This is a genomic window from Methylobacterium sp. 88A, assembly GCF_000376345.1.
In the GTDB taxonomy this organism is placed as follows: Bacteria; Pseudomonadota; Alphaproteobacteria; order Rhizobiales; family Beijerinckiaceae; genus Methylobacterium; species Methylobacterium bullatum.
Window position 1 is genome coordinate 1,048,655 of the sequence record NZ_AQVT01000001.1, and the last position, 26,011, is coordinate 1,074,665.

Annotated in this window: 25 protein-coding genes; 12 read left to right on the top strand and 13 right to left on the bottom strand. The window is 66.3% G+C overall.

Features of this window, described 5'->3' with window-relative positions:
- Positions 1-130: 130 nt before the first annotated feature.
- Both recQ and A3OM_RS0104950 read right to left on the bottom strand, forming a co-directional pair.
- Entirely contained in the window at positions 131-1,987 is a 1,857-nt protein-coding gene (gene recQ, locus A3OM_RS0104945) for a DNA helicase RecQ (RefSeq protein WP_018042622.1), read from the bottom strand.
- Positions 1,988-2,157: 170 nt separating this feature from the next.
- Positions 2,158-2,796, bottom strand: coding sequence for a LysE family translocator (locus A3OM_RS0104950; RefSeq protein ID WP_018042623.1), 639 nt, complete (start codon positions 2,794-2,796; stop codon positions 2,158-2,160).
- 117 nt (positions 2,797-2,913) lie between these two features.
- Here A3OM_RS0104950 and A3OM_RS26070 point away from each other — a divergent pair, with 117 nt between their 5' ends.
- Together A3OM_RS26070 and A3OM_RS0104960 are read left to right on the top strand one after the other, a co-directional pair.
- Complete coding sequence (locus A3OM_RS26070; protein ID WP_018042624.1) at positions 2,914-3,069, top strand: DUF5993 family protein; 156 nt, start codon at positions 2,914-2,916, stop codon at positions 3,067-3,069.
- A 10-nt stretch (positions 3,070-3,079) separates the two neighbouring features.
- Positions 3,080-3,706 carry a disulfide bond formation protein B gene (locus A3OM_RS0104960; RefSeq protein WP_018042625.1) on the top strand — a complete coding sequence of 209 codons (627 nt, stop codon included), beginning with the start codon at positions 3,080-3,082 and terminating at the stop codon, positions 3,704-3,706.
- 1 nt (position 3,707) lies between these two features.
- On the opposite strand, the gene recF is transcribed toward A3OM_RS0104960, so the two are convergent.
- The 4 genes from recF to rpsT form a co-directional block, all read right to left on the bottom strand.
- On the bottom strand, positions 3,708-4,871 hold the full coding sequence (recF, locus tag A3OM_RS0104965; RefSeq protein WP_026175723.1) for a DNA replication/repair protein RecF: 1,164 nt from the start codon (positions 4,869-4,871) through the stop codon (positions 3,708-3,710).
- A 41-nt stretch (positions 4,872-4,912) separates the two neighbouring features.
- Positions 4,913-6,034 (bottom strand): DNA polymerase III subunit beta, encoded by a 1,122-nt coding sequence (gene dnaN, locus A3OM_RS0104970; protein WP_018042627.1) that lies wholly within the window; start codon positions 6,032-6,034, stop codon positions 4,913-4,915.
- 176 nt (positions 6,035-6,210) lie between these two features.
- The gene (dnaA, locus tag A3OM_RS0104975; RefSeq protein ID WP_026175724.1) at positions 6,211-7,722 is read right to left on the bottom strand and encodes a chromosomal replication initiator protein DnaA; all 1,512 of its coding nucleotides are present in this window, start codon (positions 7,720-7,722) and stop codon (positions 6,211-6,213) included.
- 563 nt (positions 7,723-8,285) lie between these two features.
- Entirely contained in the window at positions 8,286-8,552 is a 267-nt protein-coding gene (rpsT, locus tag A3OM_RS0104980; RefSeq protein WP_018042629.1) for a 30S ribosomal protein S20, read from the bottom strand.
- Positions 8,553-9,011: 459 nt separating this feature from the next.
- Between rpsT and A3OM_RS0104985 the strand changes: the two genes are divergently transcribed.
- Together A3OM_RS0104985 and A3OM_RS0104990 are read left to right on the top strand one after the other, a co-directional pair.
- Positions 9,012-9,644 (top strand): glutathione S-transferase family protein, encoded by a 633-nt coding sequence (locus A3OM_RS0104985; protein ID WP_018042630.1) that lies wholly within the window; start codon positions 9,012-9,014, stop codon positions 9,642-9,644.
- Positions 9,645-9,697: 53 nt separating this feature from the next.
- Positions 9,698-10,105: a VOC family protein gene (locus tag A3OM_RS0104990; RefSeq protein ID WP_018042631.1), complete on the top strand. Its 408-nt coding sequence runs from the start codon at positions 9,698-9,700 to the stop codon at positions 10,103-10,105.
- 23 nt (positions 10,106-10,128) lie between these two features.
- On the opposite strand, the gene A3OM_RS0104995 is transcribed toward A3OM_RS0104990, so the two are convergent.
- From A3OM_RS0104995 to ubiE, 4 genes are all read right to left on the bottom strand, one after another.
- A complete protein-coding gene (locus tag A3OM_RS0104995) occupies positions 10,129-10,338 on the bottom strand; it encodes a hypothetical protein (RefSeq protein ID WP_018042632.1) in 210 nt (69 codons plus the stop codon).
- 245 nt (positions 10,339-10,583) lie between these two features.
- The gene (locus A3OM_RS0105000; RefSeq protein ID WP_018042633.1) at positions 10,584-11,855 is read right to left on the bottom strand and encodes a phosphopantothenoylcysteine decarboxylase; all 1,272 of its coding nucleotides are present in this window, start codon (positions 11,853-11,855) and stop codon (positions 10,584-10,586) included.
- A gap of 100 nt (positions 11,856-11,955) precedes the next feature.
- Positions 11,956-13,512 (bottom strand): 2-polyprenylphenol 6-hydroxylase, encoded by a 1,557-nt coding sequence (gene ubiB / locus A3OM_RS0105005; RefSeq protein ID WP_018042634.1) that lies wholly within the window; start codon positions 13,510-13,512, stop codon positions 11,956-11,958.
- A gap of 211 nt (positions 13,513-13,723) precedes the next feature.
- Positions 13,724-14,497: a bifunctional demethylmenaquinone methyltransferase/2-methoxy-6-polyprenyl-1,4-benzoquinol methylase UbiE gene (gene ubiE, locus A3OM_RS0105015; protein WP_026175725.1), complete on the bottom strand. Its 774-nt coding sequence runs from the start codon at positions 14,495-14,497 to the stop codon at positions 13,724-13,726.
- 144 nt (positions 14,498-14,641) lie between these two features.
- Here ubiE and mutM point away from each other — a divergent pair, with 144 nt between their 5' ends.
- Positions 14,642-15,562 (top strand): bifunctional DNA-formamidopyrimidine glycosylase/DNA-(apurinic or apyrimidinic site) lyase, encoded by a 921-nt coding sequence (gene mutM, locus A3OM_RS0105020; RefSeq protein ID WP_026175726.1) that lies wholly within the window; start codon positions 14,642-14,644, stop codon positions 15,560-15,562.
- An 8-nt stretch (positions 15,563-15,570) separates the two neighbouring features.
- Here mutM and A3OM_RS0105025 read toward each other — a convergent pair whose 3' ends face one another.
- The 3 genes from A3OM_RS0105025 to uvrB form a co-directional block, all read right to left on the bottom strand.
- The gene (locus A3OM_RS0105025; RefSeq protein ID WP_018042638.1) at positions 15,571-16,320 is read right to left on the bottom strand and encodes a YidB family protein; all 750 of its coding nucleotides are present in this window, start codon (positions 16,318-16,320) and stop codon (positions 15,571-15,573) included.
- Between the two features lie 38 nt (positions 16,321-16,358).
- A complete protein-coding gene (locus A3OM_RS0105030; RefSeq protein WP_018042639.1) occupies positions 16,359-16,658 on the bottom strand; it encodes a hypothetical protein in 300 nt (99 codons plus the stop codon).
- A gap of 107 nt (positions 16,659-16,765) precedes the next feature.
- Entirely contained in the window at positions 16,766-19,453 is a 2,688-nt protein-coding gene (uvrB, locus tag A3OM_RS0105035; RefSeq protein WP_018042640.1) for an excinuclease ABC subunit UvrB, read from the bottom strand.
- A gap of 77 nt (positions 19,454-19,530) precedes the next feature.
- On the opposite strand from uvrB, the gene A3OM_RS0105040 reads away from it, so the two are divergent.
- From A3OM_RS0105040 to A3OM_RS0105070, 7 genes are all read left to right on the top strand, one after another.
- Positions 19,531-20,031 (top strand): VOC family protein, encoded by a 501-nt coding sequence (locus A3OM_RS0105040; protein WP_018042641.1) that lies wholly within the window; start codon positions 19,531-19,533, stop codon positions 20,029-20,031.
- 220 nt (positions 20,032-20,251) lie between these two features.
- Complete coding sequence (locus A3OM_RS0105045) at positions 20,252-21,082, top strand: transglutaminase family protein (protein ID WP_018042642.1); 831 nt, start codon at positions 20,252-20,254, stop codon at positions 21,080-21,082.
- A gap of 128 nt (positions 21,083-21,210) precedes the next feature.
- Complete coding sequence (locus A3OM_RS0105050; RefSeq protein ID WP_026175727.1) at positions 21,211-22,269, top strand: SDR family oxidoreductase; 1,059 nt, start codon at positions 21,211-21,213, stop codon at positions 22,267-22,269.
- Between the two features lie 29 nt (positions 22,270-22,298).
- Positions 22,299-22,859: an ankyrin repeat domain-containing protein gene (locus A3OM_RS0105055; RefSeq protein WP_018042644.1), complete on the top strand. Its 561-nt coding sequence runs from the start codon at positions 22,299-22,301 to the stop codon at positions 22,857-22,859.
- Between the two features lie 35 nt (positions 22,860-22,894).
- Positions 22,895-24,673: a PQQ-binding-like beta-propeller repeat protein gene (locus A3OM_RS0105060; RefSeq protein WP_018042645.1), complete on the top strand. Its 1,779-nt coding sequence runs from the start codon at positions 22,895-22,897 to the stop codon at positions 24,671-24,673.
- A 238-nt stretch (positions 24,674-24,911) separates the two neighbouring features.
- A complete protein-coding gene (locus A3OM_RS0105065; protein WP_043764301.1) occupies positions 24,912-25,436 on the top strand; it encodes a hypothetical protein in 525 nt (174 codons plus the stop codon).
- A 130-nt stretch (positions 25,437-25,566) separates the two neighbouring features.
- On the top strand, positions 25,567-25,992 hold the full coding sequence (locus A3OM_RS0105070; protein ID WP_018042647.1) for an acyl-CoA thioesterase: 426 nt from the start codon (positions 25,567-25,569) through the stop codon (positions 25,990-25,992).
- The last annotated feature ends 19 nt before the right edge of the window (positions 25,993-26,011 follow it).

Here is a 26,011-nt window from a genome sequence, read left to right on the forward strand (position 1 = left end):
GGCGGGTGATTCCGAAGCGATGGGATGTTTATCCGTGCAGCAGGAGGAGAAGGTGGGCGGCGCCTGCAAGCGAAGCGCCGGAACCGGTCCCTACACGATCAGGTCGACCTCGTACGAGTGCGAATTCGCATCAGGCGTTGCCCCCGGCCCCATGAGCGAGATGCTCCGCGATTGCTGTGACGAACCGCTCCCCGTAGGCATCGCGCTTGCGCTCGCCGACGCCGTGGACCGTCCTTAGAGCATAGAGATCCACCGGCTTCGCCCGCGCCATCTCGATCAGCGTCCGGTCTGGGAACACCATGAAGGCGGCGATGCCCTCCGTGCGGGCGATGGTGGCGCGCAGGCCACGCAGGTGCTGGAACAGAGCTTCCGTCGCTGGATCGAGATCGAGGGTCGCATCTTCGCGCGCCGCGCCGCTGCGCTTGCGGTCGCGAGGCTCGGCCACCTTCGGCTCCGGGTCCGGCCGCATCTGGATCGCTTCGCGGCCGAACAGGATGGCCTCGCCCTTTTCAGTCAGGGAGAGCCCGCCGAACCCGTCGTCATTCTCCGCCACGGCACCGGCCGCGAAGAGCTGGCGCAGCATCGCCCGCCATGCCGGTAGCGGCTTGTCGGCACCGACGCCGAAGGTCTTCAGCGCCGTGTGCCCGTTGCGCCGAATCGTGTCGGTCTCCTTGCCGTGGACCACGTCGCAGACATAAGCCGCGCCGAATCGCTGCCCCGTTCGCACGATGGCCGAGAGCAGCTTCTGCGCCGGCACGGTGGCATCAATGAGCGAGATGCCGCTGCGGCACAGATCACAGCGGCCGCAGGGCTCGCTCGCCTCGCCGAAATAGCCGAGGAGCGATTGCCGCCGGCAGGTCGCCCCCTCGCAAAGAGCAATCATCGCCTCCAACTTGCGCCGCTCGACGCGACGGCGCTCATCGGGCACGTCCTTCTCGTCGATCTGCCGGCGGCGGAGCGACATGTCGTCGAGGCCGTAAATCGTGAGCGTGTCGGCGGGCAGGCCGTCGCGGCCGGCGCGGCCGATCTCCTGGTAGTAGCCCTCGACATTGGAGGGCATGTCGGCGTGGCAGACGAAGCGCACGTCCGGTTTGTTGATGCCCATGCCGAAGGCGACGGTGGCGGTCATCACCACCCCGTCCTCCTGAAGGAACGTGTCCTGGTTCTTCATGCGCGTGCCCTGGTCGAGGCCGGCATGGTAGGGGAGGGCGTTGAACCCATCCTTGGCGAGCACCTCCGCGAGTTGCTCCGTGCGCTTCCTCGACGAGCAGTAAATGATGCCGCTCTCGGAGCGTCGGTGGCGCAAGAAGCGCTCGATCTGGCGGGTCGGGTTGTCCTTCGGCGTGAAAGTCAGCCGGATGTTCGGCCGGTCGAAGGAATGGACGAAGGCCTTCAGGTCGCGACCAGCCGGGAACAACCGCTCGGTGATGTCGGCCCGCGTCGCCTTATCGGCGGTAGCGGTGAGCGCCACGGTCTGAACGTTCCCCAACGCCTCGCGCGCCTTGGAGAGATCGCGGTATTCCGGGCGGAAATCATGCCCCCATTGCGAGACGCAATGAGCCTCGTCCACGGCCAGCCGCCGGACGCCAGCCCCGCGCAGGGCATCCATCAGCCCTTCCATCATCAGCCGCTCAGGCGAGACGAAGAGGAGCCGCAGATCGCCGCTGCGGATCTTGCGCCAGGTCTCCCGGGACGTCGCTTCCGCCACCGATGAGTTCAGGGTCGCCGCCTCGACGCCGAAACCGATCATCTGCTGGACCTGATCGTGCATGAGGGCGATCAGCGGCGACACGACCACCGTGAGCGAGGATTCGACCAGCGCCGGCAGCTGATAGGTCATCGACTTGCCCGAGCCCGTCGGCATCACCGCGAAGACATCCGTCCCATCCAGGACGGCACCGATCACCTCGTCCTGTCCGGGCCGGAAATCGTCGTAGCCGAAGGTGGTCTTGAGGGCGCGTCGAGCTTCGTCGAGGCGGTCGGTCATGCAGGGCCCGTCATCGCGGTCAGGGAAGGGCGGCAGGCGGACGCCGCGCGACGATCCTCGGCACGGCAAAGCTGCCGTCGCGGCCGTCATTTGCCAGGATGGTGGCTTTGACGGCCCTGGGCCCCGAGGTCAATCGTCGGGACCACCACCTCACCTCGATCTCGAACGTGTCAACGGGACGCGATCGCGACGGCGGCACCGGCCATGACCGTCCCGGCTCCACGATTGAGCAGTCGTCGCGCCCGGGCGGAGGTCATGACGCGCCGGGCTCGTTCGGCCGCCAGGACGTAACCAGAGAGGATGGTGCCGAGGACGAGAACGATGGTAGCGCCAAGTTCCGCCAGCCCCGGAGCATCGATCCGGTCGAGGTCGACGAAGGTCGGCAGCAGGGCCAGGAAGAACAGGATCACCTTCGGGTTGCCCAGGGTGACGGCGAGGCCGCCCGCGAACAGGCGCAATGCACCCTCGTCACGAAGAGGCTCCGCGTCGATCACGCCGACCCGGGATGTCCAGGCTTTGAACGCCAGGACAGCGAGATAGACCGCGCCGGCATATTTCAGGGCGACGAGGAGCGGCGCGAAGGTCTGCGCCACCAGGGCGAATCCACCCGCCGCAACGGCGAACCATATCAGGTCGCCGACAATGAAGCCCGCGACGAAGGCACCGATGCCGCGGGTGCCCTCGGCGAGGACACGCGCCACCAAGGCTGCGACGCCGGGTCCGGGGGAGGCTACGGCGGCGGCATAGATGGCGGCGAAGGCGACGAGATGCGGGAGGGGAATGACGCCTGCTCCGATCGATAGATGCAATACAGCGCATACAAAGACTTCACATCTTAAGTCACCCGAAAGGAGATGTCTGCTCAGATTGGGCAAGGGTCAGCGGGTCGTCATCGCGGGCCGATGAAAGACCGGCGAGTTTATCCCATGATGGTCCTTCCCTTCCTCGGTTTCGCTGGCGCCACGGGGGCGGCGATCGCCGGGAGACGCGGCCTGGCCTTGCTCCTCTGGGGCCTGTCCCTTGGCGTGTTGCTGGCGTTGTTCCGCGAGCACGCCACCGACGCCCTGCCGCTCGTCTTCTGAAGGCCACGGAATGTCCGCATCGTCCCTCGCCCGCGCGCTCAACGCAGCGGGACTCCTTGGCTGCAGCCTCATTTTGCTCGTGGCGTTCTGGTTTCAGATCGTCCTCGGAGAATTGCCGTGCCCGCTCTGCGTCCTTCAGCGCGCCGCTTTCACGGCGGTCGGCCTGGGGCTCGTCCTCAATATCTGCGACCGGCCGAGACCGTCACATTATGCCATCGTCATCCTGAGCGCCGTGGTAGGGGGCGCGGTCTCCGCCCGTCAGACGGCTTTGCACATCATCCCCGGAACCGGGACCTACGGCTCGGCCCTGTTCGGCCTCCATTTCTATGTCTGGGCGCTCATCGCTTTCACCGGCGTGATCGTCGCCGTCGCCATCCTGTGCCTGTGGGATCGGCAGTTCACCCCTGAGGCCGCCGTGTCCCGCCCGGAGACGGTCTCGGTCCTTGGGCAGCCCACCGGAACGGCGCCGACGGTTCTTCCCGGCACCCGGGCCGGGGCGCTCGGTCTTTCCGTGGTCCTGCTGTTTCTCGTCGTGGCGCTGGCCAATGCTGGCTCGACCTTCGCCGAATGCGGGTTCGGCCTGTGTCCGGACAATCCGGTGAACTACGAGATGTTCGATCGGCTCATCGCGCGGTGATTCAGGCGCGCACGATACGTCCGTCGGAGACCAAAACCATGTCGGCCCGGCCGTCCAATTCGGCGAACAGCGCCGGATCGGCGCCGGTCATCCAAACCTGCCCCTGCAGGGCGGCCAAGGCATCGAACAGGCCGGCCCGCCGTCGCGGATCAAGATGCGCCGCGACCTCATCGAGCAGGATGACGGGAGCGATGCCGCACATGGCCTGAACCAAGCGCGCATGGGCCAGCACAAGGCCGATGAGCAGCGCCTTCTGCTCACCCGTCGAGGCGGTTGCGGCGGCTACGTCCTTCGGTCCATGCCGGACTACGAGATCGGTGGCCTGCGGGCCGACCAGGGTGCGGCCGGCGGCACGGTCGCGGTGGCGGCCCTGGCGGAGGGCGGCGCGGAACCGGTCCTCCGCCTCCAGGGCCGGCCAGACGGCCACGAGATCGTCGAGGTCGCCTTCCAGCCTGAGCCCCGCCCATGGAAAGGGCTGCGCGTCATCGCGGGTCTCGGCGATGAGGCGATCCAGCCGCTCGGCGGTCTCACGCCGCGCCAACGCCACAGCGACGCCGAGTTCGGCGACTTCGCGCTCGACCGCATCGAGCCATTGCCCGTCGCTGGGGCGCTCTTCGAGCAGGCGGTTGCGCGATCGGAGCGCCCGCTCCAGCGCGTTCACCCTGGCGCCGTGCGTCGCGTCGACGGCAAGGACCAGGCGGTCGAGGAAGCGACGGCGGTCGCCGGCGGGCCCGCGAAACAACCCGTCGAGATCCGGCGTCAGCCAGACCACCCTCAAGAACTCGGAGAAGGCTACGGGGGAGCCTACCGTCTCGCCGTCGATCCGACACAGACGCGTGGCCCGGCCATCGCCCACGGCGGGCTCGAAGCCCGTGCCGATTCGATGTTCCTCCTCGCCCTGTTTGAGTGCGAGGGAGACCGCGAACCCACCGGAGCCGGCATTCCGCGCCATGCTCGACAGGTCCGCCCGCCGCAGGCCACGGCCGGGGCAGAAGAGCGAAATCGATTCGAGCAGGTTGGTCTTCCCCGCCCCGTTCTCTCCGACAAGCGCGACGAAGCGGCTCCCGATGGCGAGGTCGAGATCGGCATGGTTGCGGAAGTCGCGGCAGATGACACGGGTGAGACGCAGACCGACGACGGACGGTTCGTCGGTGGATGGATCCACGATGCCCGAACTTTCTTGGGTAATCGGCGAAACGACCTCGATCACACCCGCATCGGCATCAGCACATACAGCGCCGAAGCGCCCTCGCGGTCCTGGATCAGGGTCGGCGAGCCGGGATCGGCGAGCTTGAACAGAGCGGTGTCGCCCTCGAGCTGGCTGGTGATATCGAGGAGGTAGCGGGCATTGAAGCCGATATCGAGGGCGGAGGCCTCGTAATCGACGTCGAGCTCTTCCGTGGCACTACCGGAATCCGGGTTGTTGACGGAGAGGGCGAGGCGGCCCTCCTGCACGGCGAGCTTCACCGCGCGGCCGCGCTCTGACGAGATCGTCGAGACACGGTCGACGGCACGGGCGAACTGGTCGCGCTGCACAGTGAGGAACTTGTCGTTCCCCGACGGGATCACCCGCTGGTAGTCGGGGAAGGTGCCATCGATGAGCTTGGAGATCAGCGTCACGCCGCTGGCGAAGCGGAAGCGGATCTTGGCCGGCGAGAGGTCGATCTCGACGGTCTCGCCGCCATCCTCGACCAGCTTCTGAATCTCCGCCACGGCCTTACGCGGCACGATGATGCCCGGCATGCCACGGCTGCCCTCGGGGGCATCGATCTCGACGCGGGCGAGGCGATGGCCATCGGTGGCGACCGCACGCATCTTCAGCGCGCCGTCGACCTCGATCGTGTGGAGGTAGATGCCGTTGAGGTAGTAACGCGTCTCCTCTGTGGAGATGGCGAACTGTGTCTTCTCAATGAGGCGCTTGAGGTCGCTGGCACCAATGGCGAAGCTGGTGCCGAGTTCGCCGGCGGCGAGATCCGGAAAGTCACCCTCGGGCAGGGCACCGAGGGAGAAGCGCGAGCGCCCGGAACGGATCGTCATCTGACCGGTCTCGCCGCTCGTCTCCAGCGAGACCTGCGCTCCATCGGGAAGCTTGCGCACGATGTCGTAGATCACATGCGCGGGCACCGTGGTGGCACCCGGATCGACGATGTCGGCGGGCACGGATTCCGTCACCTCGATGTCGAGGTCGGTCGCCTTCAGCTCCAGTCCATCAGGCCCGCTGCGCAGGAGCACGTTGGAGAGGATCGGAATCGTGTTGCGCCGCTCCACCACACGATGCACGTGGCCGAGCGATCGAAGGAGAGCCGCGCGCTCGACAGTGACTTTCATCGCAACAACTCGTGGTCATTCTAAAAAAACGTCGCCCACCCCGAAAACGGTGACGGATGGAGCCGGCGGCTTGGCCGGTGAACTTGGCGAAGGCCCTGTCCGAACGCAAGAGCGCGGAACGCTCTATCCAGGGCAATGCGGGAGGGACGTCTCCCGCATTGCTCCGATCCCGCCAGTCAGTCCTGCAGCATCCGCTTGAGGAGCTCGACCTCGTCGTTCAGCACATTGTCCTCGCCGATCAGCTTATCGATCTTGCGGACCGCGTGGAGCACTGTGGTGTGGTCGCGGCCTCCGAAGCGGCGGCCGATCTCGGGCAGCGACCGTAGAGTCAGCACCTTCGACAGATACATCGCGATCTGGCGCGGCTTGACCACGGCGGCGGTCCGCCGCTCCGACAGGATGTCGGAACGCGAGACGTTGTAGCGCGAGGCAACCAGCTTCTGGATGTCCTCGATCTTGATGCGCTTGGGCTCCCGATTCTTCACGAGGTCGCGGATCGCGGTTTCTGCCGTCTCCATGGTCACGGCGGTGCCGGTGAGCGTGGCATGGGCGAGAAGCCGGTTCACGGCGCCTTCGAGATCGCGGCCATTGGCGGTGATCGCGCGGGCGACATAGGTGGCGACGGTGGGCGACACTTCGAAATTCGGGTGCGCCACCCGCACGGCAGCGAGCCGCGCCGACAGGATCGACATGCGCAGTTGCTCGTCCAGCGTGCCGATCTCGACCACGAGGCCCCCGGCCAGACGGGAACGGACCCGTTCTTCCAGGGCTTCGAGTTCGGTAGGCGGGCGGTCCGAGGCGACGACGACCTGACGGCCCGCATCGATGAGCGAGTTGATCGTGTGCCCGAACTCGGCCTGGATCGACTTGCCCTGGATGAACTGGACGTCATCGAGGATGAGGAGATCGATGGCGCGCAGCTTCTCCTTGAAGGCGAGCGCGCTCTGGGTCTTCAGGGCGTTGACGAAGCCGTACATGAAGCGGTCGGCGGTCAGGTAGATCACACGGCGGCCGGATTCACGAGCGGCATGGCCGATGCCGTGGAGAAGGTGGGTCTTACCCAGGCCCACGCCGGCATGGAAATAGAGCGGATTGTAGAGGGCGCCCTGCCCATCATGACGGGCCACGCGCTCGGCTGCGGCGTGTGCCAGGGCATTGGATCGGCCGACGACGAAGCTCGCGAAGGTGAGGCGATTGTCGAGGGGCGCGCCGTTGAGGTCACTGGAGGCTTCGCCGCGCGCCTGAGAGGAGGATTCCGCCTCGGCTGGGAAGCTCATCTCGCCGGATGAGGGCTGCGCGTTGCTGGCGGCCTGGAGACGGGCGAGGGAACTCGCGGGAGCCGAGGACTTGACCGCACCCGAAACGACGCGTGGGGGAGCACCTGCCCCGCGCACGCCCACCTCGATAAGCGAGACGCTCTCTACCTCGCTGCGGAACGTGGCCAGGACACGGTCGAGATAATGGGATTCGATCCAGCTCTTAAGGAATCGGGTCGGCACGCTAAGGCGGGCGGTCCCGGAGACCACCTCCACCAATTCGAGACGCGCGAACCAGCTGGCGAAGACGTCTTCGCCCAATTCCGCCCGCAGGCGCCGCTTCACGCGCGCCCAGGCAGCAACCGTGTCCGATCCCCCTGCGCCACCCATGCCGGTCTCGGCGTTACCCGCCACGCTACCGTCGACATGCATCATCGCTCTCCTCGCGCCGAGGGCGAAGCCGCCGCTCGGAACGTACGCACACTGGACTGACTTCACGCCCCGCAAGGAATTCGCGGAACCCATAGAGATCCTGCGGAGTCAACATCTCCACCGCAGGCTTTTGCCGATGAGAGGAGCCTATCAACAATAAGCTACGGTTCTCCTAACAACGGGGGTTGCGGGGAAAGCTGTGTGAGGTGCCGTGAGAGTCTCGCTGATCCGCACCGAGTCCTGAGCCGCCCGAAACCTTGCGGACGATTCGGATAGGTTTGAATTAAGTGTGAATTTTCCCGCTTCTGGCGAGAGATCATTAATCTACACAGCCCTCCTAGACTCCGCAACACGGCAGATTCGCAAGTAGGGTTAACGGTTCGACTCAAATTGAAGCGATGACCAGCCGGCCGGACCATCGAGAGATGACCGGCACCCGCCACGAGACATCCGGCGTGCTCGTGCGGAAAAAGTATCGGGAACGGGGCGGAAAACCGAGCCTGAAACGAAAGAAGCCCGGCACTGAGGCCGGGCTTCTTTCGCGTCATCCGAGGAAGGAAGGATCAGGCTGCGAGAGCCTTGACCCGCGCCGCGAGGCGCGAAACCTTCCGGGAGGCGTTGTTCTTATGAACGATGCCGTGCTGAGCGGCCCGCATGATCTCGGGCTCGGCTGCCCGCAGGGCGGTCAGCGCAACGGACTGGTCGCCGCCGGAAATCGCCTCTTCGACCTTGCGGAGGAAGGTACGCATACGGCTGCGGCGCGAGCGGTTCACAGCGGTCCGCTTCGCGATCTTGCGGGTCATTTTCTTGGCCGACACGGTGTTGGCCATGGGGCATCCTCGTTCATGTAGGGCGATGCCGACGAGCCCGCGGGCTTGGTGTGTCGGTCTACGCGCGAAGGTTGTTCGGGCAATGGCGAAGCCGACGGGCTGCTTGAGTCCGGCCTGTCGGCGAAGCGCGCTCTATAGACACGCCCCGGCATTCCGTCAACGCGACAGGCGCGAATGTCCGCGCCGCCGATGCTGCCGAACCCTCGGTCGAGCCATCGACATTCTGCACAGAATGACGCCGATCGGACAACGCAGCACCATCACGGTAAGTATTGCGTTGGAATACGGAGAGGTTATCAGCCACTTCGACAATTGAAGGGGGCGCCCCGACACAACCCTCTCGTTCCCGACACGATCATCCGGCGACCGTCTTTTTTCGCCTAACGATGAGACGATGTTTGACCGGGACAAGGCTTCGGAGAAAGTGGCCTTCCACGATTCGCACGCGAAACGGAATCGATGACCTCCGACATCACGCTCTATCATTCACCCAACACGCGCTCGTCTGGCGTCCGCATCCTGCTGGACGAGCTCCAGGTGCCCTACCGCCTACACGTCCTCAATATGAGGGCGGGGGAGCATCGCGAGGCCGCCTATCTGGCGATCAATCCCCTGGGCAAGGTCCCCGCCATCCGGCACGGGAATGCGGTCATCACCGAGCAGGCCGCGATCTATCTCTATCTCGCCGATGAGTTCGCCGAGAAGGGCCTCGCGCCGCCGATCGGGGACCCGCTGCGCGGTCCCTATCTTCGCTGGATGATTCTGTACGGGTCGTGCTTCGAGCCGGCGGTGATCGACCGCGCGCTCGAAAGAGAGCCGGGCCCGATGGCGATGTCCCCCTATGGCAGCTTCGACGCGGTTCTCGACAGCATCGTCGCGGGCCTGTCGAAGGGGCCGTATCTTCTAGGCGAGCAATTCAGCGCCGCCGACATCCTTTGGGGTACCGCACTCGGCTGGATGACCGCCTTCAAACTCGTCCCGGAAGAACCCTTGATCGTCGCCTACGTGGCCCGGATCAAGGATCGCCCCTCCTTCCGCAAGATCACGGCCGAAGAATCCGCCCTGGCGGCCCAGCAGCAGGAAGCGGGCTGATCGCTGTCCGCGACCCACCATGCCCACCGGAATCATGAGAAGGAGCGACAGACATGCGGATGATCTTCGTCAATCTGCCGGTGAAGGATCTCGAAGCCTCAAAGACCTTCTTCGGCGCCCTCGGCTTCACGTTCAATCCGGCCTTCACCGACGAGAATGCGGCCTGCATGGTGGTGTCGGACAGAATTTTCGTGATGCTGCTGACGGAAGCGCGCTTTCGTGACTTCATCACCGGCGACATCTGCGATGCGTCGAAGGCCACCGAAGTGCTGACCTGCCTCTCCTGCGAATCACGTCAGGAGGTCGACGATACCTTGGCCAAGGCGCTGGCGGCCGGTGCCAAGCCTTGGAAGCCGAACATGGATTACGGCTTCATGTATGGCTGCTCGTTCCAGGATCCGGACGGCCACGTCTGGGAGCTGATGCATATGGATCCGGCAGCCATGCCGCCGCGATCCTAAAGCGTGCTTCGTGGCCGCCGAGCTCAGCCCGGCGGAAGCGCCGTGCCGGCCGAGCGCGTCATCAGCGTCGAAGGAAGCGAAGCGGGGGCGAAGGCCGCCACGAGGTGCATGCCGATGACGGGCGCGAAGACCAGCGACATCATCACGAGAAGGATCAACGCCACGCTGTTGTCGCGGGCGGGCGAAGCGACGCGCGAGCGGGCACGGCGGAAAGCAAGAGTCTGGAAGGTCATGGGCTCACCTCGTTCGACCGGCCGTCAAGGCCGATCGCGGGTGAACCCGATCACGCGATCAGGCGCTCAACACGCGGTCGGCCAAATTCGGCGCGGTCCATCGACTACTGTCGCTGGGCATTGGGTTCGAAAGTTCCTGTGATCCACCGAGCCGAGCATATGCGGGGCAACGGCGGTTGCGCCCACATGATGCGGTGCGAAGTGTTCGTCAAGCCTTAACGTGGCATCTGCGAGATTGATCCGCATCACGGTGCGAGCCGCGCGGCGAAGCGCTCCACGAGTCGTCGCCCGACCTCGTCCTTGTCGAGGGTCGGCCATGTCTCCAACCCACCGTCCCGGTCGAGCAGATGGATGGTGTTGGCGGTGCCGCCCATCACGCCGCCCTCGGCGGAGACATCGTTGGCGACGAGCAGATCGCAGCCCTTGCGGGCGATCTTCGCCCGAGCGTGGGCGATCACCGAATCGGTTTCGGCGGCAAAGCCGACCACCAGCTTCGGGCGCCCTTCACTGCGCTTGGCGATGGTGGCGAGAATGTCCGGATTCTCCACAAGGGAGAGGGGCGGCACGGCCGCTCCGTCCTTCTTGATCTTCGACGTCCTGTCCTGAGCCGGGCGCCAGTCCCCCACCGCCGCGGCGAAGACAGCGAGGTCGGCGGGGAGGGCGGCCTCCACCGCAGCAAGCATCTCCCGCGCGGTCTCCACACGCACGATTGTAACGCCCTTCGGGTCGGCGATGGAAACGGGACCGGAGATCAGCGTGACCTCCGCGCCCGCTTCTGCGGCAGCGGCGGCGATGGCATGGCCCTGTCGCCCCGACGAGCGGTTGGCGAGGTATCGTACGGGGTCGATCGGTTCATGCGTCGGGCCGGACGTCACGAGGACGCGCCGGCCCGCGAGAGGCTTCTGCGGCGAACGACCGGCGAGAAATCCGAATCCCCCGGTCGCCGCCGAGGATGCCGTCGAAATTTCACCGAGCATGGCCTCGACCGCATCGGCGATTTCCAGGGGTTCCGCGAGGCGGCCCGGACCGAACTCCGCTTCGGCCATGGCGCCGTCATTGGGTCCGACCACTCGGACACCGTCGCCCTTGAGCGTCGCCAGGTTCCGACGCGTCGCCGGATGCTGCCACATGCGGACATTCATCGCCGGAGCGATCAGGATCGGGAGGGTCGTCGCAAGGAGAACCGTGGAGGCGAGGTCCGAGGCGTCTCCGCTCGCCATCCGCGCCATCAGGTTGGCGGTGGCAGGCGCGACCACGATGGCATCCGCATCGCGCGCCAGCTTGATATGGCCGATATCGGCTTCCTCCGCCCGGTCGAACAGGTCGGTATGGGCGCGCTCCCCGGCGAGGGCGGCAGCGGCGAGGGGGGTGACGAATTCCTGTGCCCCCGCCGTGAGCAGCGGACGCACCCGCGCCCCGCGCTCGCGGAGGCGGCGGATCAGGTCCAACGACTTGTAGGCGGCGATACCGCCACCGATCACGAGCAGGATGCGTCGGTTCTGGAGGGGGAGGGTCATGATGGAGGGCTACTCCCGCACTTCGTGATCGTCCACAGCGAACGGATATGACAGTGCGGCCACGAACAGCGGTGTCCGCGCCATCCCGTTCACTCGGCCCTTACCGGAACGCCATCACCAGTGCGCCTACCGCGATGGCCCAGAGCGCCGCCGTGGACCACAGCGCCCGGCGACGCTCCTTGCGGGCTATGCTCTCCAACGCCTTGCGGTCGCCGGTTCCGCTCTCGTCGAGACGCACGAGAATCCGGCGCAGGCGCTGAGCGAGGTCGGGCAGGTCGGTGACGACGTCGGACAAGGTCAGGGCAGCACGTCCCGCACCCTCGATTCGCCCGAGAGGTCCGAGATTACGCGCGATCCACGAGCGGACCACCGGCTCCGCCCCGGTCCACATGTCGAGCTGCGGATCGAGGGAGCGGGCGACGCCCTCCACCACCACCATGGTCTTCTGCAGCATCACCAATTCGGTGCGCGTGCTCATGTCGAACAGGGCAGTGATGTCGAAGAGCAGCGTCAGCACCTTGGCCATCGAGATCTCGTCGGCCCGTCGCTGGTGGATCGGCTCGCCGATGGCGCGGATGGCCTGGGCGAAATCCTCCACCGAATGGTGGGCCGGCACGTAGCCCGCCTCGAAATGCACCTGGGCCACGCGCTTGTAATCGCGCAGGATGAAGCCGAGCAGGATCTCGGCGAGGAAGCGCCGCTCCATCATCCCGAGCCGGCCCATGATGCCGAAATCGACCGCCACGAGCGTGCCGCTCGCATCGACGAACAGGTTTCCGGGATGCATGTCGGCGTGGAAGAAGCCGTCGCGGATCGCCTGCCGCAGGAAGGACTGGATGACCGCGAGGCCGAGCGCCTTGGGGTCGTGGCCGGCAGCGACGATGGCGGCGCGATCATTGAGCCGGATGCCCTCGATCCACTCGCTCGACAGCACGTCCCGCGCGGTCAGCTCCCATTCGGGCTTCGGCACGCGGAAATCGGCATCGTCCTTTGTGTTCTGCGCGAGCTCGGACATGGCCGCGGCTTCGAGCCGGAAATCCATCTCCATCATCACGGAGCGGGCCAGGATCTCGACCACGTCGCGCGGGCGCAGGCGCTCCGCCTTCGGCGACAGGGCATGGACCACGCGAGCCATGAACCGCATCACCTGAAGATCGCGCTGGAACCGCTCGCGCACGCCGGGCCGCATGATCTTCACCGCCAGCACGCGCTCGACGCCGTTCGCGTCGAGGATGTGGGCCTTGTGGACCTGGGCGATGGACGCGGCGGCCACGGGCTCGCTGAAGGACAGGAACAGCTCGCGGACCGGCTTGCCGAAGGCGGCTTCGACCACGCGGATCGCCTGTTCCTGCGGGAAGGGCGGAACCCGGTCCTGCAGCTTCTCGAGATCGAGGGCGGCATTCATGCCGACGATGTCGGGCCGCGTCGCCAGGAATTGGCCGAACTTGACGTAGGAAGGGCCGAGCCGGGTCAGCGCACGTTGCAGCGGACCCGCCCCGGCGCCGAGGCCCGGCCGCTCCAGCATCCGCCCGAGCTTAAGGGCGAAGCGAAGATGCGGCGGCAGCTCGGTGGGGTCGATGAACGACAGCCCGCCTTCGCGTGCCAGCACGAAGCCGACCCCGGCACCGCGGATGAGATAGACGATGGCGCCTAGCATGGGATGCTTTCGACGTGCGTGATCACGGCAGGACCAGCACTCGTCCCACCACTGAACCTCATCCTCAGGTGACGATGCGGAGCGGCGGCCTCGAAGGAGGTTTCCAGAGGCCACCCTGCGATCTGGAGGCCTCCTTCGAGGCCGCTATCGCGGCACCTCAGGATGAGGGAGCTGTGTAGGACCAGATCGGGCAGATCGATCCGATCTGACGTCACGAGATCTTCCAGCCGGAATGGATCGCGACGATTCCGCCGGACAGGGGCCGGTGGGTGACGTGCTTGAACCCGGCGTCTTCGATCATGCCGGCAAATCGACCAGGGGTCGGGAATTTGCGGATGGATTCCACGAGGTACCGGTAGGAATCCGCATCGCCGGCCACGCTCGCGCCCAAGCGAGGAATCACGTGGAACGAGTAGGCGTCGTAGATCCGGTCGAGGACGGGCAGATCGACTTTTGAGAATTCCAGGCAGAGGAAGCGCCCGCCGGGCTTCAGGACGCGGCGTGCCTCGGCCAGGGCCAGGTCGATCCGGGGAACGTTCCGGATGCCGAAGGCGATGGTGTAGGCGTCGAACGCCTCGTTCGGCAGGGGAAGCGACTCGGCATTCGCGGTGACGAAATCGATCCGGCCGTCATAGCGGTGGCCGGCCCGCTCCGCACCGACCCGCAGCATCGACTCGTTGATGTCGAGCACTGTGACATGGGTTTCGGAGCCCCCCGCCTCCAGGCAGCGGAAGGCGATGTCGGCGGTGCCGCCGGCCACGTCGAGATGGTGGAAAGGCCGGTTGCGCGGTGGCCGCAGCATCGAGATGAGATGCGACTTCCAGGCGCGGTGGAGCCCGCCCGACATCAGGTCGTTCATCAGGTCGTAGCGTTTCGCCACAGAGCGGAACACGTCGTCGACACGCCCCTGCTTTTCGTCGAGCGCAACCTGCTCGAACCCAAAATGCGTGCTGGTCTCTTCCTTCGATCGCTCGGCCGAACTCATGTCACCATCCTCTTGCGCGAGCGTCATAGCGAAAGCCGGCACGGATCGCCATGTGCCGGGTTAGACAGGTGCATAACGATCGGGTGGCGGATGCCGCTCTTGTCATGTAGGCGCCGTCCCCGATCCAGAGCCTCGCCCCCCTCCATGCCCGAACTGCCCGAAGTCGAAACCGTCCGTCGCGGTCTTTCCCCCGCCATGGTGGGCGCGACGTTCTCCCGTGTGACCCTGCGCCGGCCGAACCTGCGGTTTCCCTTCCCCGAGCGCTTCGCACAGCGGCTCGAAGGCGCCACGGTGACCGATCTGGCGCGACGGGCGAAATACCTCACCGCCGGTCTCGACACCGGGGAGACGCTGATCCTGCATCTCGGCATGAGCGGGCGCTTCGACGTGGCCTTGCCGGACGGTCGTAACGTCTCGCCGGGAGATTTCTATCTCGAAGGGGCGCTCGGCAACGCCAAGCACGACCATGTGGTGATGGCGATGTCGAACGGCGCCACCGTCACCTATAACGACGCGCGCCGCTTCGGCTTCATGGACCTCGTGCCGACCGTGGACCTCGCCGGCTGCAAGCATTTCGCCGCAATGGGGATCGAACCGTTGAGCGAGGCCATGAGCCCGGAGAGCCTGGCGCTGCTCTTCCGCAACAAGATCACGCCGCTGAAGGCCGCTCTCCTCGATCAGCGGCTGATTGCGGGTCTCGGCAACATCTATGTCTGCGAAGCGCTTCACCGTGCTGGACTGCATCCCGAATTACCGGCGGGAATCCTGGCGAAAGACGATGGGCGGCCGACGACGAAAGCGCGGTTGCTCGCGCGGATGATCCGCGACGTGCTCACCGAGGCGGTTGCCGCCGGCGGGTCCACCCTGCGCGACTATGCCCATACCGATGGCGGGTCGGGCTCGTTCCAGCATGCGTTCCGGGTTTACGACCGCACCGGCGAGCCCTGCACCACGAAAGGCTGCGGCGGCACCATCGCGCGGATCGTGCAATCGGGCCGCTCGACCTTCTACTGTGCCACTTGTCAGCCTGCGAAGCCCGGCAAACCCACGATCCGCCGGGCTTGAAGGCTAGATTACCAGCCACGACGCTCCTCTGGCTCCGGCTTCCGTCCCTGCGGGGTCAGCCCGTCGATGACGCCCGGTAGCGCCTGGGCAAGCTGTGACAGCAGATCGTCGCGGGAGAGGCCGGTGCGGCTCTGCAGCGTGTTCACCGTGTCCGAACCGAGGGCATCCGCGAGCCGGTTCGGCTCCACCGACTGGTTCTGTCCATGCCCGATCCAGGAACCGATGGCGTCGCCGAGACCGCCCCGCTGGAGCCGGTCGATCAACCCGTCGAACCCACCGAGATCGTCGCCCTGCTCCTGGTCGAGGCGGCTGTAAGGCCCCGCGCCGGAGGAATGGCCCTGATCGCGAGAGCCCTGGTAGCCCTGGCCGCCGCCGGGTCCGTCGAGCATCCCCGACAGGTCGCTGAAATCGCCTTCGGGCGACGATCCGCGCGATCCGCCGCCATGGCCGCCCCGGTCTCGGCCCTCATTGTACGGGTCTTGATTGAAGCCGCCCTGGTCGCCGTCGTCATAGGGTTCGGGCGGCCCGCGCCGGCCTTGCTCCATATCCGGCGGGCCGCCCCGACCGCCGCCGAGGATATCGCTCAAGCCGCCGCCGCCCTTCTGCAGAAGCAGCATCAGCAAAGCCTGGACGATGGGCGACAGGGAGCCTCCGAGCGCGCCGCCACTGGAACCGCCGCCTTGCTGGTGATCGCTGCCCCGGCCACCTCCGAGGACGTTACCGAGCACACCGCCGATGACCTGATCGAGCAATCCCATGGTTGTTCCTCCTGAGCATCGAGCCTTGACGGCGAATTCTATTCCCGGCGTCCGCCGGTCCCGGCGCGGTCGCGCGCGGGCAGATGATCGAGTGGGTTGGTCCGAGAGGTCTTTCCGTCATCCTCGGTGACAGCCGTCGAGGGGCGGATGGCGCTCGGCGGCTTCACGTCGCCGATGGGCTTCGAACCGGCTGTCTCGCCCGATCGGGTTTCGGACGGCACGTCGGCAGCCGTCGGTTGGTCGCGACGATCGGAGATCGCCTGGGCGGGCGCGGTATGCACCAGGAGGATTCCGGCAGCGAGGAGCAGGCTCGCCCGGATAAGAGGTTCCTTGCGCATGGGATCGCTCCGTCGGTTCGAGGCATGGGGGCGACAGGTGAAGGGCCGCCGTCACATGCTTCTCCAAGCCCGAGCCTAGGCCGGGGGTTCCGACGACGATGCGTGTTTCAGTCGCGCTTGCGCCCGACACCGCCCTTGTATTTCGGCTTCTGGCCGCCGAGCCCCTGCGTCGAACGCGGCTTCGGCCGCTCGGCCCAAAGCGGCGCTTCGCCTCCCACGGGTAGTTCGCGGTCGGTGCCCGGGCCCATATTGTCGAGGCTCGGCTTCGAGATGCGGCTCCGCTTCGCGCCGTATTTGCCCGCGTCGCGCTCGACGTCACCCTGGCGCGCCATCGGATCATCCGAGAGCAGGAGTTCCGTCGCCTGCAGGCGCTTGAGCTCGTCGCGCAGGCGCGCCGCTTCCTCGAAATCGAGATCGGCGGCGGCCGTGCGCATGCGTTTCTCGAGATCCGCGATGACGGCCTTGAAGTTATGGCCGATGGTGACGGCGTCCTTGGCGAGCCCGGTATCCACCTTGACGTGGTCGCCCTCGAACACACTGCTGAGAATGTCGGAGATGCCACGCTTCACACTCTGCGGCGTGATGCCGTGCTCCTCGTTATAGGCGAGCTGCTTCAGGCGGCGACGCTCGGTCTCCGCCATGGCCCGCTCCATCGAGCCGGTGATGTTGTCCGCGTAGAGGATGCAGCGCGCATCGGCATTGCGTGCGGCGCGGCCGATGGTCTGGATCAGCGAGGTCTCGGAGCGCAGGAAGCCCTCCTTGTCGGCGTCGAGGATCGCCACGAGGGCGCATTCCGGGATGTCGAGGCCCTCGCGCAGCAGGTTGATGCCGATGAGCACGTCGAACGCCCCGAGCCGCAGGTCGCGGATGATCTCGATCCGCTCCAGCGTGTCGATGTCCGAATGCATGTAGCGCACGCGGACGCTGTTCTCGTGCAAATACTCGGTCAGGTCCTCGGCCATGCGCTTGGTGAGCGTGGTCACCAGGGTGCGGTAGCCGGCCTGAGCCACCTCGCGCACTTCGCCCAATAGATCGTCTACCTGCGAACGGGCAGGGCGGATCTCGATCACCGGATCGACGAGGCCGGTGGGGCGGATGACCTGTTCGGCGAAGACACCGCCGGTCTGCTCCATCTCCCATTTCGCCGGGGTCGCCGAGACGTGGACCGATTGCGGCCGCATGGCGTCCCATTCCTCGAACCGGAGCGGGCGATTGTCTAGGCAGGAGGGCAGGCGGAAGCCGTATTCGGCCAGCGTCGCTTTGCGGCGAAAGTCGCCCTTGTACATGCCGCCGATCTGCGGAACCGTGACATGGCTCTCGTCGGTGAAGACGATGGCATTGTCGGGCAGGTATTCGAACAGCGTCGGCGGCGGCTCGCCGGGCTTGCGGCCGGTGAGGTAGCGCGAATAGTTCTCGATGCCGTTGCAGGCGCCCGTCGCCTCGATCATCTCGATGTCGAAGGTGCAGCGCTGCTCGATCCGCTGTGCCTCGATCAGCCGGCCCATCTTGGTCAACTCGTCGACCCGGAGCTTCAGCTCGGTCTTGATGCCCTTGATCGCCTGCTGGAGCGTCGGGCGTGGCGTAACGTAGTGCGAGTTGGCGTAGACCTTCACGAATTTCAGGTCGTTGATCTTCTTACCGGTGAGCGGATCGAATTCGGTGATCGACTCGATTTCGTCGCCGAACAGGCCGATGCGCCAGCCGCGATCCTCCAAGTGGGCGGGCCAGAGTTCGATCACGTCGCCACGCACCCGGAAGGTGCCGCGGGCGAAATCGGACTGGATGCGCTTGTATTGGAGAGCCACGAGGTCGGCGACCAGTTGGCGCTGCTCGATCCGCTCGTTCAGCGACACCGTGAACGACATGGCGGTGTAGGTCTCCACCGAGCCGATACCGTAGATGCACGAGACCGACGCGACGATGATGACGTCGTCGCGCTCGAGCAGAGCGCGGGTGGCCGAGTGGCGCATCCGGTCGATCTGCTCGTTGATCGAGGATTCCTTCTCGATGAACGTATCGGAGCGCGGCACATAGGCCTCGGGCTGGTAGTAATCGTAGTAGGAGACGAAATACTCCACCGCGTTGTCGGGGAAGAAGCTCTTGAACTCGCCGTAGAGCTGCGCCGCCAGCGTCTTGTTCGGCGCCAGGATCAGGGCGGGGCGCTGCGTCGCCTCGATGATCTTGGCCATGGTGAAGGTCTTGCCAGAGCCGGTGACGCCGAGCAGCACCTGATCGCGCTCGTTCTTGTTCACCCCCTCCACCAGTTCGGCGATGGCGCGGGGCTGGTCGCCCGCGGGCTCGAACTCGGATTTCAACGTGAAGGCGAGGCCGCCCTCGGATTTCTTCGGCCGCTCCGGGCGATGCGGCGCCCAGGTCTTGCCGTCCCGGAACAGCGGGTTGCCTTCGGTGAGGAGGCGCGACAGGGCGTCCACCGTGGCGGACACGCCGTCGCTGGCCAGCGAACCCTCATCCTCGTTCGCCAGCGCCTCGGGTGCCGGACCGTCTTCCGGCGGCGTGATCCCCAACGCCTGCGCAAGGCGTGGGTCGACCTCGGCAGCGTCGCCGAGGGTGAACCCGGCCTGCGGCGCTTCACCGAAACCGCCGGGGGGCAATGCGGCTTTCTTGGGCCTGCCGGGCTTCTTCGGCGGAGCCGGCGGCGTGGGATTCTCCACGGCGGGCAGCCGGTTGCGGTTGAGCGCCGGGCTCAGCAGGGCCGCCAGATGCTCGTCGAGCGGTTTCAGCTCGGGCTTCGAAGCCTTCGCCGAGGAGACGCGGGGTTTGTTCGCAGGAGGCATGGGTGGAATATGGCCCCGCGGAACGAAAGGGGAAAGGGCGGCCCATCGCTTCGCGACGATCAGGAGCGAGACCCATCATGACGACGACGTCGAACCCGATCCATCCGCAGGCGCGGATCGGCCATGTCCATCTCAAGGTCGCGAATCTCGACCGAGCGCTGGCCTTTTATTGCGGAGTGCTCGGCTTCACCCTGAAGGCTCGCTATGGCACCCAGGCCGCCTTCATAGCCGCCGGGGACTACCACCACCATATCGGGCTCAACACGTGGGAGAGCGAAGGCGGCAGCCCGCCAGCGCCCGGCACGACCGGCCTGTTCCACCTCGCCATACTCTACCCGACGCGGGCAAGCCTGGCCGACGCACTGCGCCGACTCGACGAAGCCGGCATCGCCCTCGACGGCGCCAGCGACCATGGTGTCAGCGAAGCGCTCTACCTGCGTGATCCCGACATGAACGGGGTCGAACTCTACCGGGACAGACCGGAAGCGGACTGGCCGCGTGACGCGGAGGGCGGCCTCACCATGTTCACCCGCCGCCTCGACCTCGCCGATCTCCGCGCGGCTGGAGAGCATTCATGAGGAGCGGCAAACCGTTAGGCGGCAACCCTCCGGTGTGCTACCTGCTTGTTCAGACGATGCCACCCTCGGTGAGGGTGGCTGAGGCGAGCATGACGGCACCAGACCGTCGCCGCCTCGACGCCCCTCGCTCGAGCAAGGCCGAAGGCCGCGGGAGCGCGCCGGCGGCGGGTGGAAATGAGTAGCGATCCCACCTGTCCCATTGCCTGATGCGAGCGACCTTATGAAAATCCGGACCGGCTACACGATCGGCTACGACACGTTCGGCCCGACGCCGATCACCTTGATGCTCAACGTCCATCCCTCGCGCGCGGGAGACCTGCTGACACCGGAGACGATGACGATCGAGCCGCCGGTGGAGGCCCACAGCTACCTCGATCCGTTCGGCAACGTCTGCACCCGCATCCTCGCCCCCGGTGGCCGGATCACGGTGTCGGCCGATTTCATGATCGAAGATTCCGGCGAGCTGGACGAGCTCGTACCCGAGGCGAAACAGCATCCGGTGCAGGATCTGCCGGACGACGTCATGCCGTTCCTGCTCGGCAGCCGCTACTGCGAGACCGACAAGCTCTCGAACATCGCCTGGGGTCTATTCGGGACCACACCCGAGGGCTGGGCACGGGTCCAGGCGATCCACGATTTCGTGCATCGGCACATCAAGTTCGATTACCAGAAGGCCGACGCCACCCGTACGGCCTACGAGGCCTATACCCAGAAGATCGGCGTCTGCCGCGACTTCACCCATTTGGCCGTGGCCTTCTGCCGCTGCATGAACATCCCGGCGCGGTACTGCACCGGCTATCTCGGGGATATCGGCGTGCCCGTGGTGCCGCCGGGTGACTTCTCGGCTTGGCTCGAAGTTTATCTCGACGGGCGCTGGTTCACCTTCGACGCCCGCAACAACAAGCGCCGCATCGGCCGCATCCTCATCGCGCGCGGCCGCGACGCCACCGACGTGGCGATCTCCACGAGCTTCAGCACGGCCCTGCTCGCGAGCTTCGACGTGCATACCGACGAGATCAGCGAGACCGGCGAACTGACACCCGTCGCCTGAAGCGGATCCGCGCCGGATCGACATCCGACCTCCCGCGTTCCGATAGACACATTCCCTCCTTAGCCGGTCCCTCCATCGGATGGGCAGAGGAGGAATGCACCTCTACTGGAGACAGCATGTCGGACAGGATCAAGGGTACGGCGCTCATCGCCGGTGCGAGCGGCATCGTCGGCAACAACCTCGCCCGTCACCTCGTCGCCGAGGGCTGGAACGTCCTGGGTCTGGCGCGCCGGCCCGTGGATATCGAGGGTGTGACCCCGGTGACGGCGGACCTCACCGATCCTGCTTCCCTGCTGGCGGCCTTGTCGGACCTCGCGCCGACGCATGTGTTCATCACCACCTGGATGCGGCAGGCGACCGAGGCCGAGAATTGCCGCGTCAACGGCGCCATGGTGCGCAACCTCCTCGACGCCCTGCAATCCGCTCCGTTGCGCCACGTGGCCCTGGTGACCGGCCTCAAGCATTATCTCGGACCCTTCGAAGCCTACGGGAAGGGCACGCTGCCGCAGACGCCGTTTCGCGAGGACCAGGACCGCCTGCCGGTGGAGAATTTCTACTACGTACAGGAGGACGAGGTCTTCGCTGCCGCCAAGCGCCAGGGATTCGGCTGGAGCGTGCACCGTCCGCACACCATCGTCGGCTATGCCCTCGGCAACGCCATGAACATGGGTGTGACGCTGGCCGTCTACGCCTCTCTGTGCCGCGAGACCGGACGTCCGTTCCTGTTCCCGGGCTCGCCGCAGCAATGGAACGGCCTGACCGACGTCACCGATGCGCGGCTGCTGGCCCGTCATCTCGCCTGGGCTTCCACCGATCCCGCCGCGGCGAACACCGCGTTCAACGTGGTCAACGGCGACGTCTTCCGCTGGTCGTGGATGTGGGGCCGCATCGCGGAATGGTTCGGCCTCGAACCGGCTCCCTATCCCGGCTCGCCGACCCCACTCGAGGAGCAGATGGCGCAGGACGGGCCGGTCTGGGCCGAGCTGGCGAAGCGCCATGGCTTGGTCGAGTCCGATCTCGACCGTCTCGCCTCCGCATGGCACACCGATGCGGATCTCGGCCGTCCGATCGAGGTTGTCACCGACATGGCGCGCAGCCGCCGGCTCGGCTTCCTCGATTATCAGCCCAGCGACGACAGCTTCCTCGACCTGTTCGGCCGGCTGCGGGCCGAAAAAGTCATTCCCTGAGACAGCATTCACTGAGACAGAAAGTGACGATGCAATCCGAAACGCCGGCCTCGCCCACCCCAGCGCTTCCAGAACTCGACTCGGAGACCCTGGCCTTCGCGGGCCGGGTCTTTCAATACGCGCGAGCGGGGCATGTGGACGAGTTGGCGGAACTGTTCGCACAGGGGCTCCCGGCGAACCTCCTCAACGATAAGGGCGACAGCCTGCTGATGCTGGCCGCCTATAACGGGCAGGTCGAGACCACGCGCCTCATCCTCGACAACGGTGGCGACCCCGAACTCTCCAACGACCGCGGACAGACGCCACTCGCCGGCGCAGCCTTCAAGGGCGACATGGCCATCGTCGAGCTGTTGCTGGAGAAGGGCGCCACTATCGACGGCACCGGAACCGGTACGCGTACGGCGCTGATGACGGCGGCCATGTTCAACCGCACCGAAATGGTGGAACTGCTCCTGTCGAAAGGCGCCGACCCAACCAAGCGCGACGGAAACGGGCAGAGCGCCGCCGATCTCGCCCGCTCCATGAATGCTGCGGATACCCCGTTTCAGCTCGAGGCCGTCGAACGACTCGCCCGACTCGTGATCGATTGAGCCGGGTTTTCATGATTCACCAGGGGCGAAGCGGCATGACAACTCGGATTTCGATCGCGCGCGCGTCCTCCCTGTCCCTGCTGGCCGGCACGCTGACGCTCACTCCAAGTGCGCACGCCGAGGAATGGCCGATGTTCGGCCGCGACCATACCAACCGGCATTTCTCGCCGCTCACAATCATAGACCGAGGCAACGTCGCCAAGCTGCGCCCGGCCTGGATCTTCCAGACAGGGATCACCGGCTACTTCCAGGCCGAGCCGGTGGTGGTGGACGGCGTGATGTATCTCTCCACCACTCAGAACCACGTGGCTGCCCTGGAGGCGAAGACCGGCCGGGTGATCTGGACCTACACCCACAAGGCCCGGACGGAGAAGATCTTCGGCCCGCCCTCGAATCGCGGTGTCGCAGTCTCGGGCGGCAAGGTCTTCGAGGCGACTATGGACGGGCGGGTCATCGCTCTCGAGGCCAAGACCGGAAAGGTCTTGTGGGACCATGAGGCCGTCCGCCCGGAGGAGGGCGAGTCCGAAACCGCCTCCGATCTCGCCGGAACGCTCGGCGCGGGTGCGATCCAGGGATCGAGCCGGCTCGGGTTCAAGATGCCGCCCCTCGTGGCCGACGGGCTCGTCATCGTCGGCGTGGCCGGGGCCGGTTACGGCCTCCACGTGGAGGACGAGAAGGGCGGGCTCGACGGCGGCGCCGTGGTCGGGATCGAAGGCGGCTACGGACGCCGCGGCTGGCTCGCCGCTTACGATGCGGCCACCGGCGAGGAGCGCTGGCGCTGGTACGTCACCAAGGAGGATGGCTGGGAAGGCGGCTTCGCCGAGAAGACCGCCGATGGGGTGCCGCTCAACCGCGACATCGCCGCCGAGAAGGCGGCCGCCCCCCGGCAGAGGGAGGCCTGGAAGGTCGGCGGTGGCTCGCTCTGGATGACCCCGGCCTACGATGCCGATCTCGGCCTGATCTATGTCGGCACGGGCAACCCCGCACCGCAGAATTTCGGCCTCTCACGGCCTGGCGACAACCTCTACACGATGAGCCTCGTTGCGCTCGACGTGAAGACCGGCACGCTGCGCTGGTACTATCAGCAGGTCCCGCACGACGAATGGGGCTACGACGTCGCGAGCCCGCCCTTCCTTCTCGATTACCCGACGCCCAAAGGGCCGGTAAAGGCGGTCGCAGAGGCGAGCAAGACCGGCTGGCTCTACGTTCACGACCGGGCGACCGGCACGCTCCTCGGCAAGTCCGCGCCGCTGACCACGCAGAAGAACCTCTACGCACCGCCCACAGAAACCGGAACCGTGGTCAGCCCCGGTCCCCTCGGGGCGATCTCCTGGCATCCGGTCGCCTTCGATCCGACAACGAGCATGGCCTACGCCCAGGTCCGGCACGGCGCGACCACCTACACGGTGAGGACCGTCCCGGCATCGAATGGCAGGCCGCAGATCCGCTTCACCGAAACGAGCGAGGCGAAGGGAGAGCCCTCCTTCAGCACGCTCACGGCCATCGACCTCGCCAAGGGCGGCGCGATCAAGTGGTCGGTCAAGGCGGGAAGCCGCCTTTCCGGCGGCACGCTCGCTACCGCCGGCGGTCTCGTTTTCTCCGGTGAGGAAGACGGACATCTCGACGCCCATGACTCTGCCACTGGCGAGATGCTGTGGCGGTTCCAGTGCGGCGCCGGGATCGGCGGGCCGCCGATCACCTATTCACTGGACGGCCGGCAATACGTGGCCGTGGCGGCCGGCGGAGCTTCGTTCACCAAGGGCTCGGGCTTCGGCACCGGCGACGCGCTCATCGTGTTCGCCCTGCCGGACTGACGGGCTCTCGTCATTTTGCATGCTTGCCTCGACGGACTTCACATCGCCTTTAAAAGCGTGGCGCATTCGGCCGCGGCGACGCCATGCCGAACCTCCCTCCTGCAAGCTTGGCCTGCAAGGCTACGAACCACCGTGGTAGGGGTTCGAGAATCGGCATGATCGAGGAGACGGCGTACGACGGACGCCAGCTTGCGATGACCGGGCGAAGCGTATTTGCCCAATGGCGGGAAGCGATCACATGAACCCCAACACCCGGCGCTGGCTCATCAGTAGCGTCTTCGGCCTGTTCGTGGGCTGGGCGATCGGCGGGGTGATCTTTCCCGCCCTGACCGCCCTCATCGGTATGATGGTCCGACCCAACCCCGGAATTCGGGATGCCGCCATACCCTTGCCGGGACCGGCTTTAGACATGCTGCCTTTCCTCGCCATCGGTCTTCAGGCCGCCGTGGTGATCGCCGTGACGCTCCTCCTTGCCCGCGTGGGCGATGAGCGTCGACGCATCGGCTGGGGCTGCCTCGCCGTCGGGGGTGCCATCCTGCTGAACGGTATCGTCCTCCTGGCGGTCACGGGCGTCCTGGGCTGGCTTCTCGATCGGAACCCTGGCGGCGCCAGCGGTGATGAAGCGAGCGTCGGCTTCTTCCTGTTGCTGTTGAGCCTGCCCTACGCCCTGCTCTGCATCGCGCTGCTGGCGGGCGGGGCGGTAATTCTGCGCAAGCGCCCGCCTTCGCCGGCGCAGGGAGGAACGGGACGGTCCGGACTGTGATCAGGGCGTGACGACCTCCGCCACCCCTCAAGCGGCTCACCTGTTCGCCGCCGGTCGGATGTGACAGGAGGACACAGGCGGCGTGCCGCTTGCATTGGCCGGCCGAGATCACGGGAGCCCGCACCACCCCATGTCGACCGATGTTTCCGAGACGCGACAGCCCACCGACCGCGGCTCTCCCGTAGTTCGCACGATCGCGATGCCCGCGGACACCAATCCGGCCGGGGATATTTTCGGCGGGTGGCTGATGGGGCAGATGGATCTGGCGGCGGGCAACGTGGCCGCGCGGCGGGCGCGGGGCCGCTGCGCCACGATCTCCGTCGATGCCATGACCTTCCATCGCCCTGTCATCGTCGGCGACGAGGTCAGCATCTATGCCTGGATCGTGAAGGTCGGCCGCACCTCGCTTCGCATCCAGGTCGAGGTCTGGCGCCGCGAGCGCGAAGGCGAGACCACCATGAAGGTGACGGAAGGCCTGTTCACCTTCGTCGCCATCGGCAGCGACCGCCGTCCGAGGCCGATCCCGCCGGAAGTGGAAGAGACCTGGGAGGTGTGAGGTTCGCTCCCGCCGGGAA

Excerpts from the sequence above, each read along its gene's own strand:
- recQ (WP_018042622.1), bottom strand. The coding sequence starts at position 1,987 with ATGACCGACCGCCTCGACGAAGCTCGACGCGCCCTCAAGACCACCTTC.
- A3OM_RS26070 (WP_018042624.1), top strand. The coding sequence starts at position 2,914 with ATGATGGTCCTTCCCTTCCTCGGTTTCGCTGGCGCCACGGGGGCGGCG.
- A3OM_RS0104960 (WP_018042625.1), top strand. The coding sequence starts at position 3,080 with ATGTCCGCATCGTCCCTCGCCCGCGCGCTCAACGCAGCGGGACTCCTT.
- dnaN (WP_018042627.1), bottom strand. The coding sequence starts at position 6,034 with ATGAAAGTCACTGTCGAGCGCGCGGCTCTCCTTCGATCGCTCGGCCAC.
- dnaA (WP_026175724.1), bottom strand. The coding sequence starts at position 7,722 with ATGCATGTCGACGGTAGCGTGGCGGGTAACGCCGAGACCGGCATGGGT.
- rpsT (WP_018042629.1), bottom strand. The coding sequence starts at position 8,552 with ATGGCCAACACCGTGTCGGCCAAGAAAATGACCCGCAAGATCGCGAAG.
- A3OM_RS0104985 (WP_018042630.1), top strand. The coding sequence starts at position 9,012 with ATGACCTCCGACATCACGCTCTATCATTCACCCAACACGCGCTCGTCT.
- A3OM_RS0104990 (WP_018042631.1), top strand. The coding sequence starts at position 9,698 with ATGCGGATGATCTTCGTCAATCTGCCGGTGAAGGATCTCGAAGCCTCA.
- A3OM_RS0104995 (WP_018042632.1), bottom strand. The coding sequence starts at position 10,338 with ATGACCTTCCAGACTCTTGCTTTCCGCCGTGCCCGCTCGCGCGTCGCT.
- A3OM_RS0105000 (WP_018042633.1), bottom strand. The coding sequence starts at position 11,855 with ATGACCCTCCCCCTCCAGAACCGACGCATCCTGCTCGTGATCGGTGGC.
- ubiB (WP_018042634.1), bottom strand. The coding sequence starts at position 13,512 with ATGCTAGGCGCCATCGTCTATCTCATCCGCGGTGCCGGGGTCGGCTTC.
- ubiE (WP_026175725.1), bottom strand. The coding sequence starts at position 14,497 with ATGAGTTCGGCCGAGCGATCGAAGGAAGAGACCAGCACGCATTTTGGG.
- mutM (WP_026175726.1), top strand. The coding sequence starts at position 14,642 with ATGCCCGAACTGCCCGAAGTCGAAACCGTCCGTCGCGGTCTTTCCCCC.
- A3OM_RS0105025 (WP_018042638.1), bottom strand. The coding sequence starts at position 16,320 with ATGGGATTGCTCGATCAGGTCATCGGCGGTGTGCTCGGTAACGTCCTC.
- A3OM_RS0105030 (WP_018042639.1), bottom strand. The coding sequence starts at position 16,658 with ATGCGCAAGGAACCTCTTATCCGGGCGAGCCTGCTCCTCGCTGCCGGA.
- uvrB (WP_018042640.1), bottom strand. The coding sequence starts at position 19,453 with ATGCCTCCTGCGAACAAACCCCGCGTCTCCTCGGCGAAGGCTTCGAAG.
- A3OM_RS0105040 (WP_018042641.1), top strand. The coding sequence starts at position 19,531 with ATGACGACGACGTCGAACCCGATCCATCCGCAGGCGCGGATCGGCCAT.
- A3OM_RS0105045 (WP_018042642.1), top strand. The coding sequence starts at position 20,252 with ATGAAAATCCGGACCGGCTACACGATCGGCTACGACACGTTCGGCCCG.
- A3OM_RS0105055 (WP_018042644.1), top strand. The coding sequence starts at position 22,299 with ATGCAATCCGAAACGCCGGCCTCGCCCACCCCAGCGCTTCCAGAACTC.
- A3OM_RS0105060 (WP_018042645.1), top strand. The coding sequence starts at position 22,895 with ATGACAACTCGGATTTCGATCGCGCGCGCGTCCTCCCTGTCCCTGCTG.
- A3OM_RS0105065 (WP_043764301.1), top strand. The coding sequence starts at position 24,912 with ATGAACCCCAACACCCGGCGCTGGCTCATCAGTAGCGTCTTCGGCCTG.
- A3OM_RS0105070 (WP_018042647.1), top strand. The coding sequence starts at position 25,567 with ATGTCGACCGATGTTTCCGAGACGCGACAGCCCACCGACCGCGGCTCT.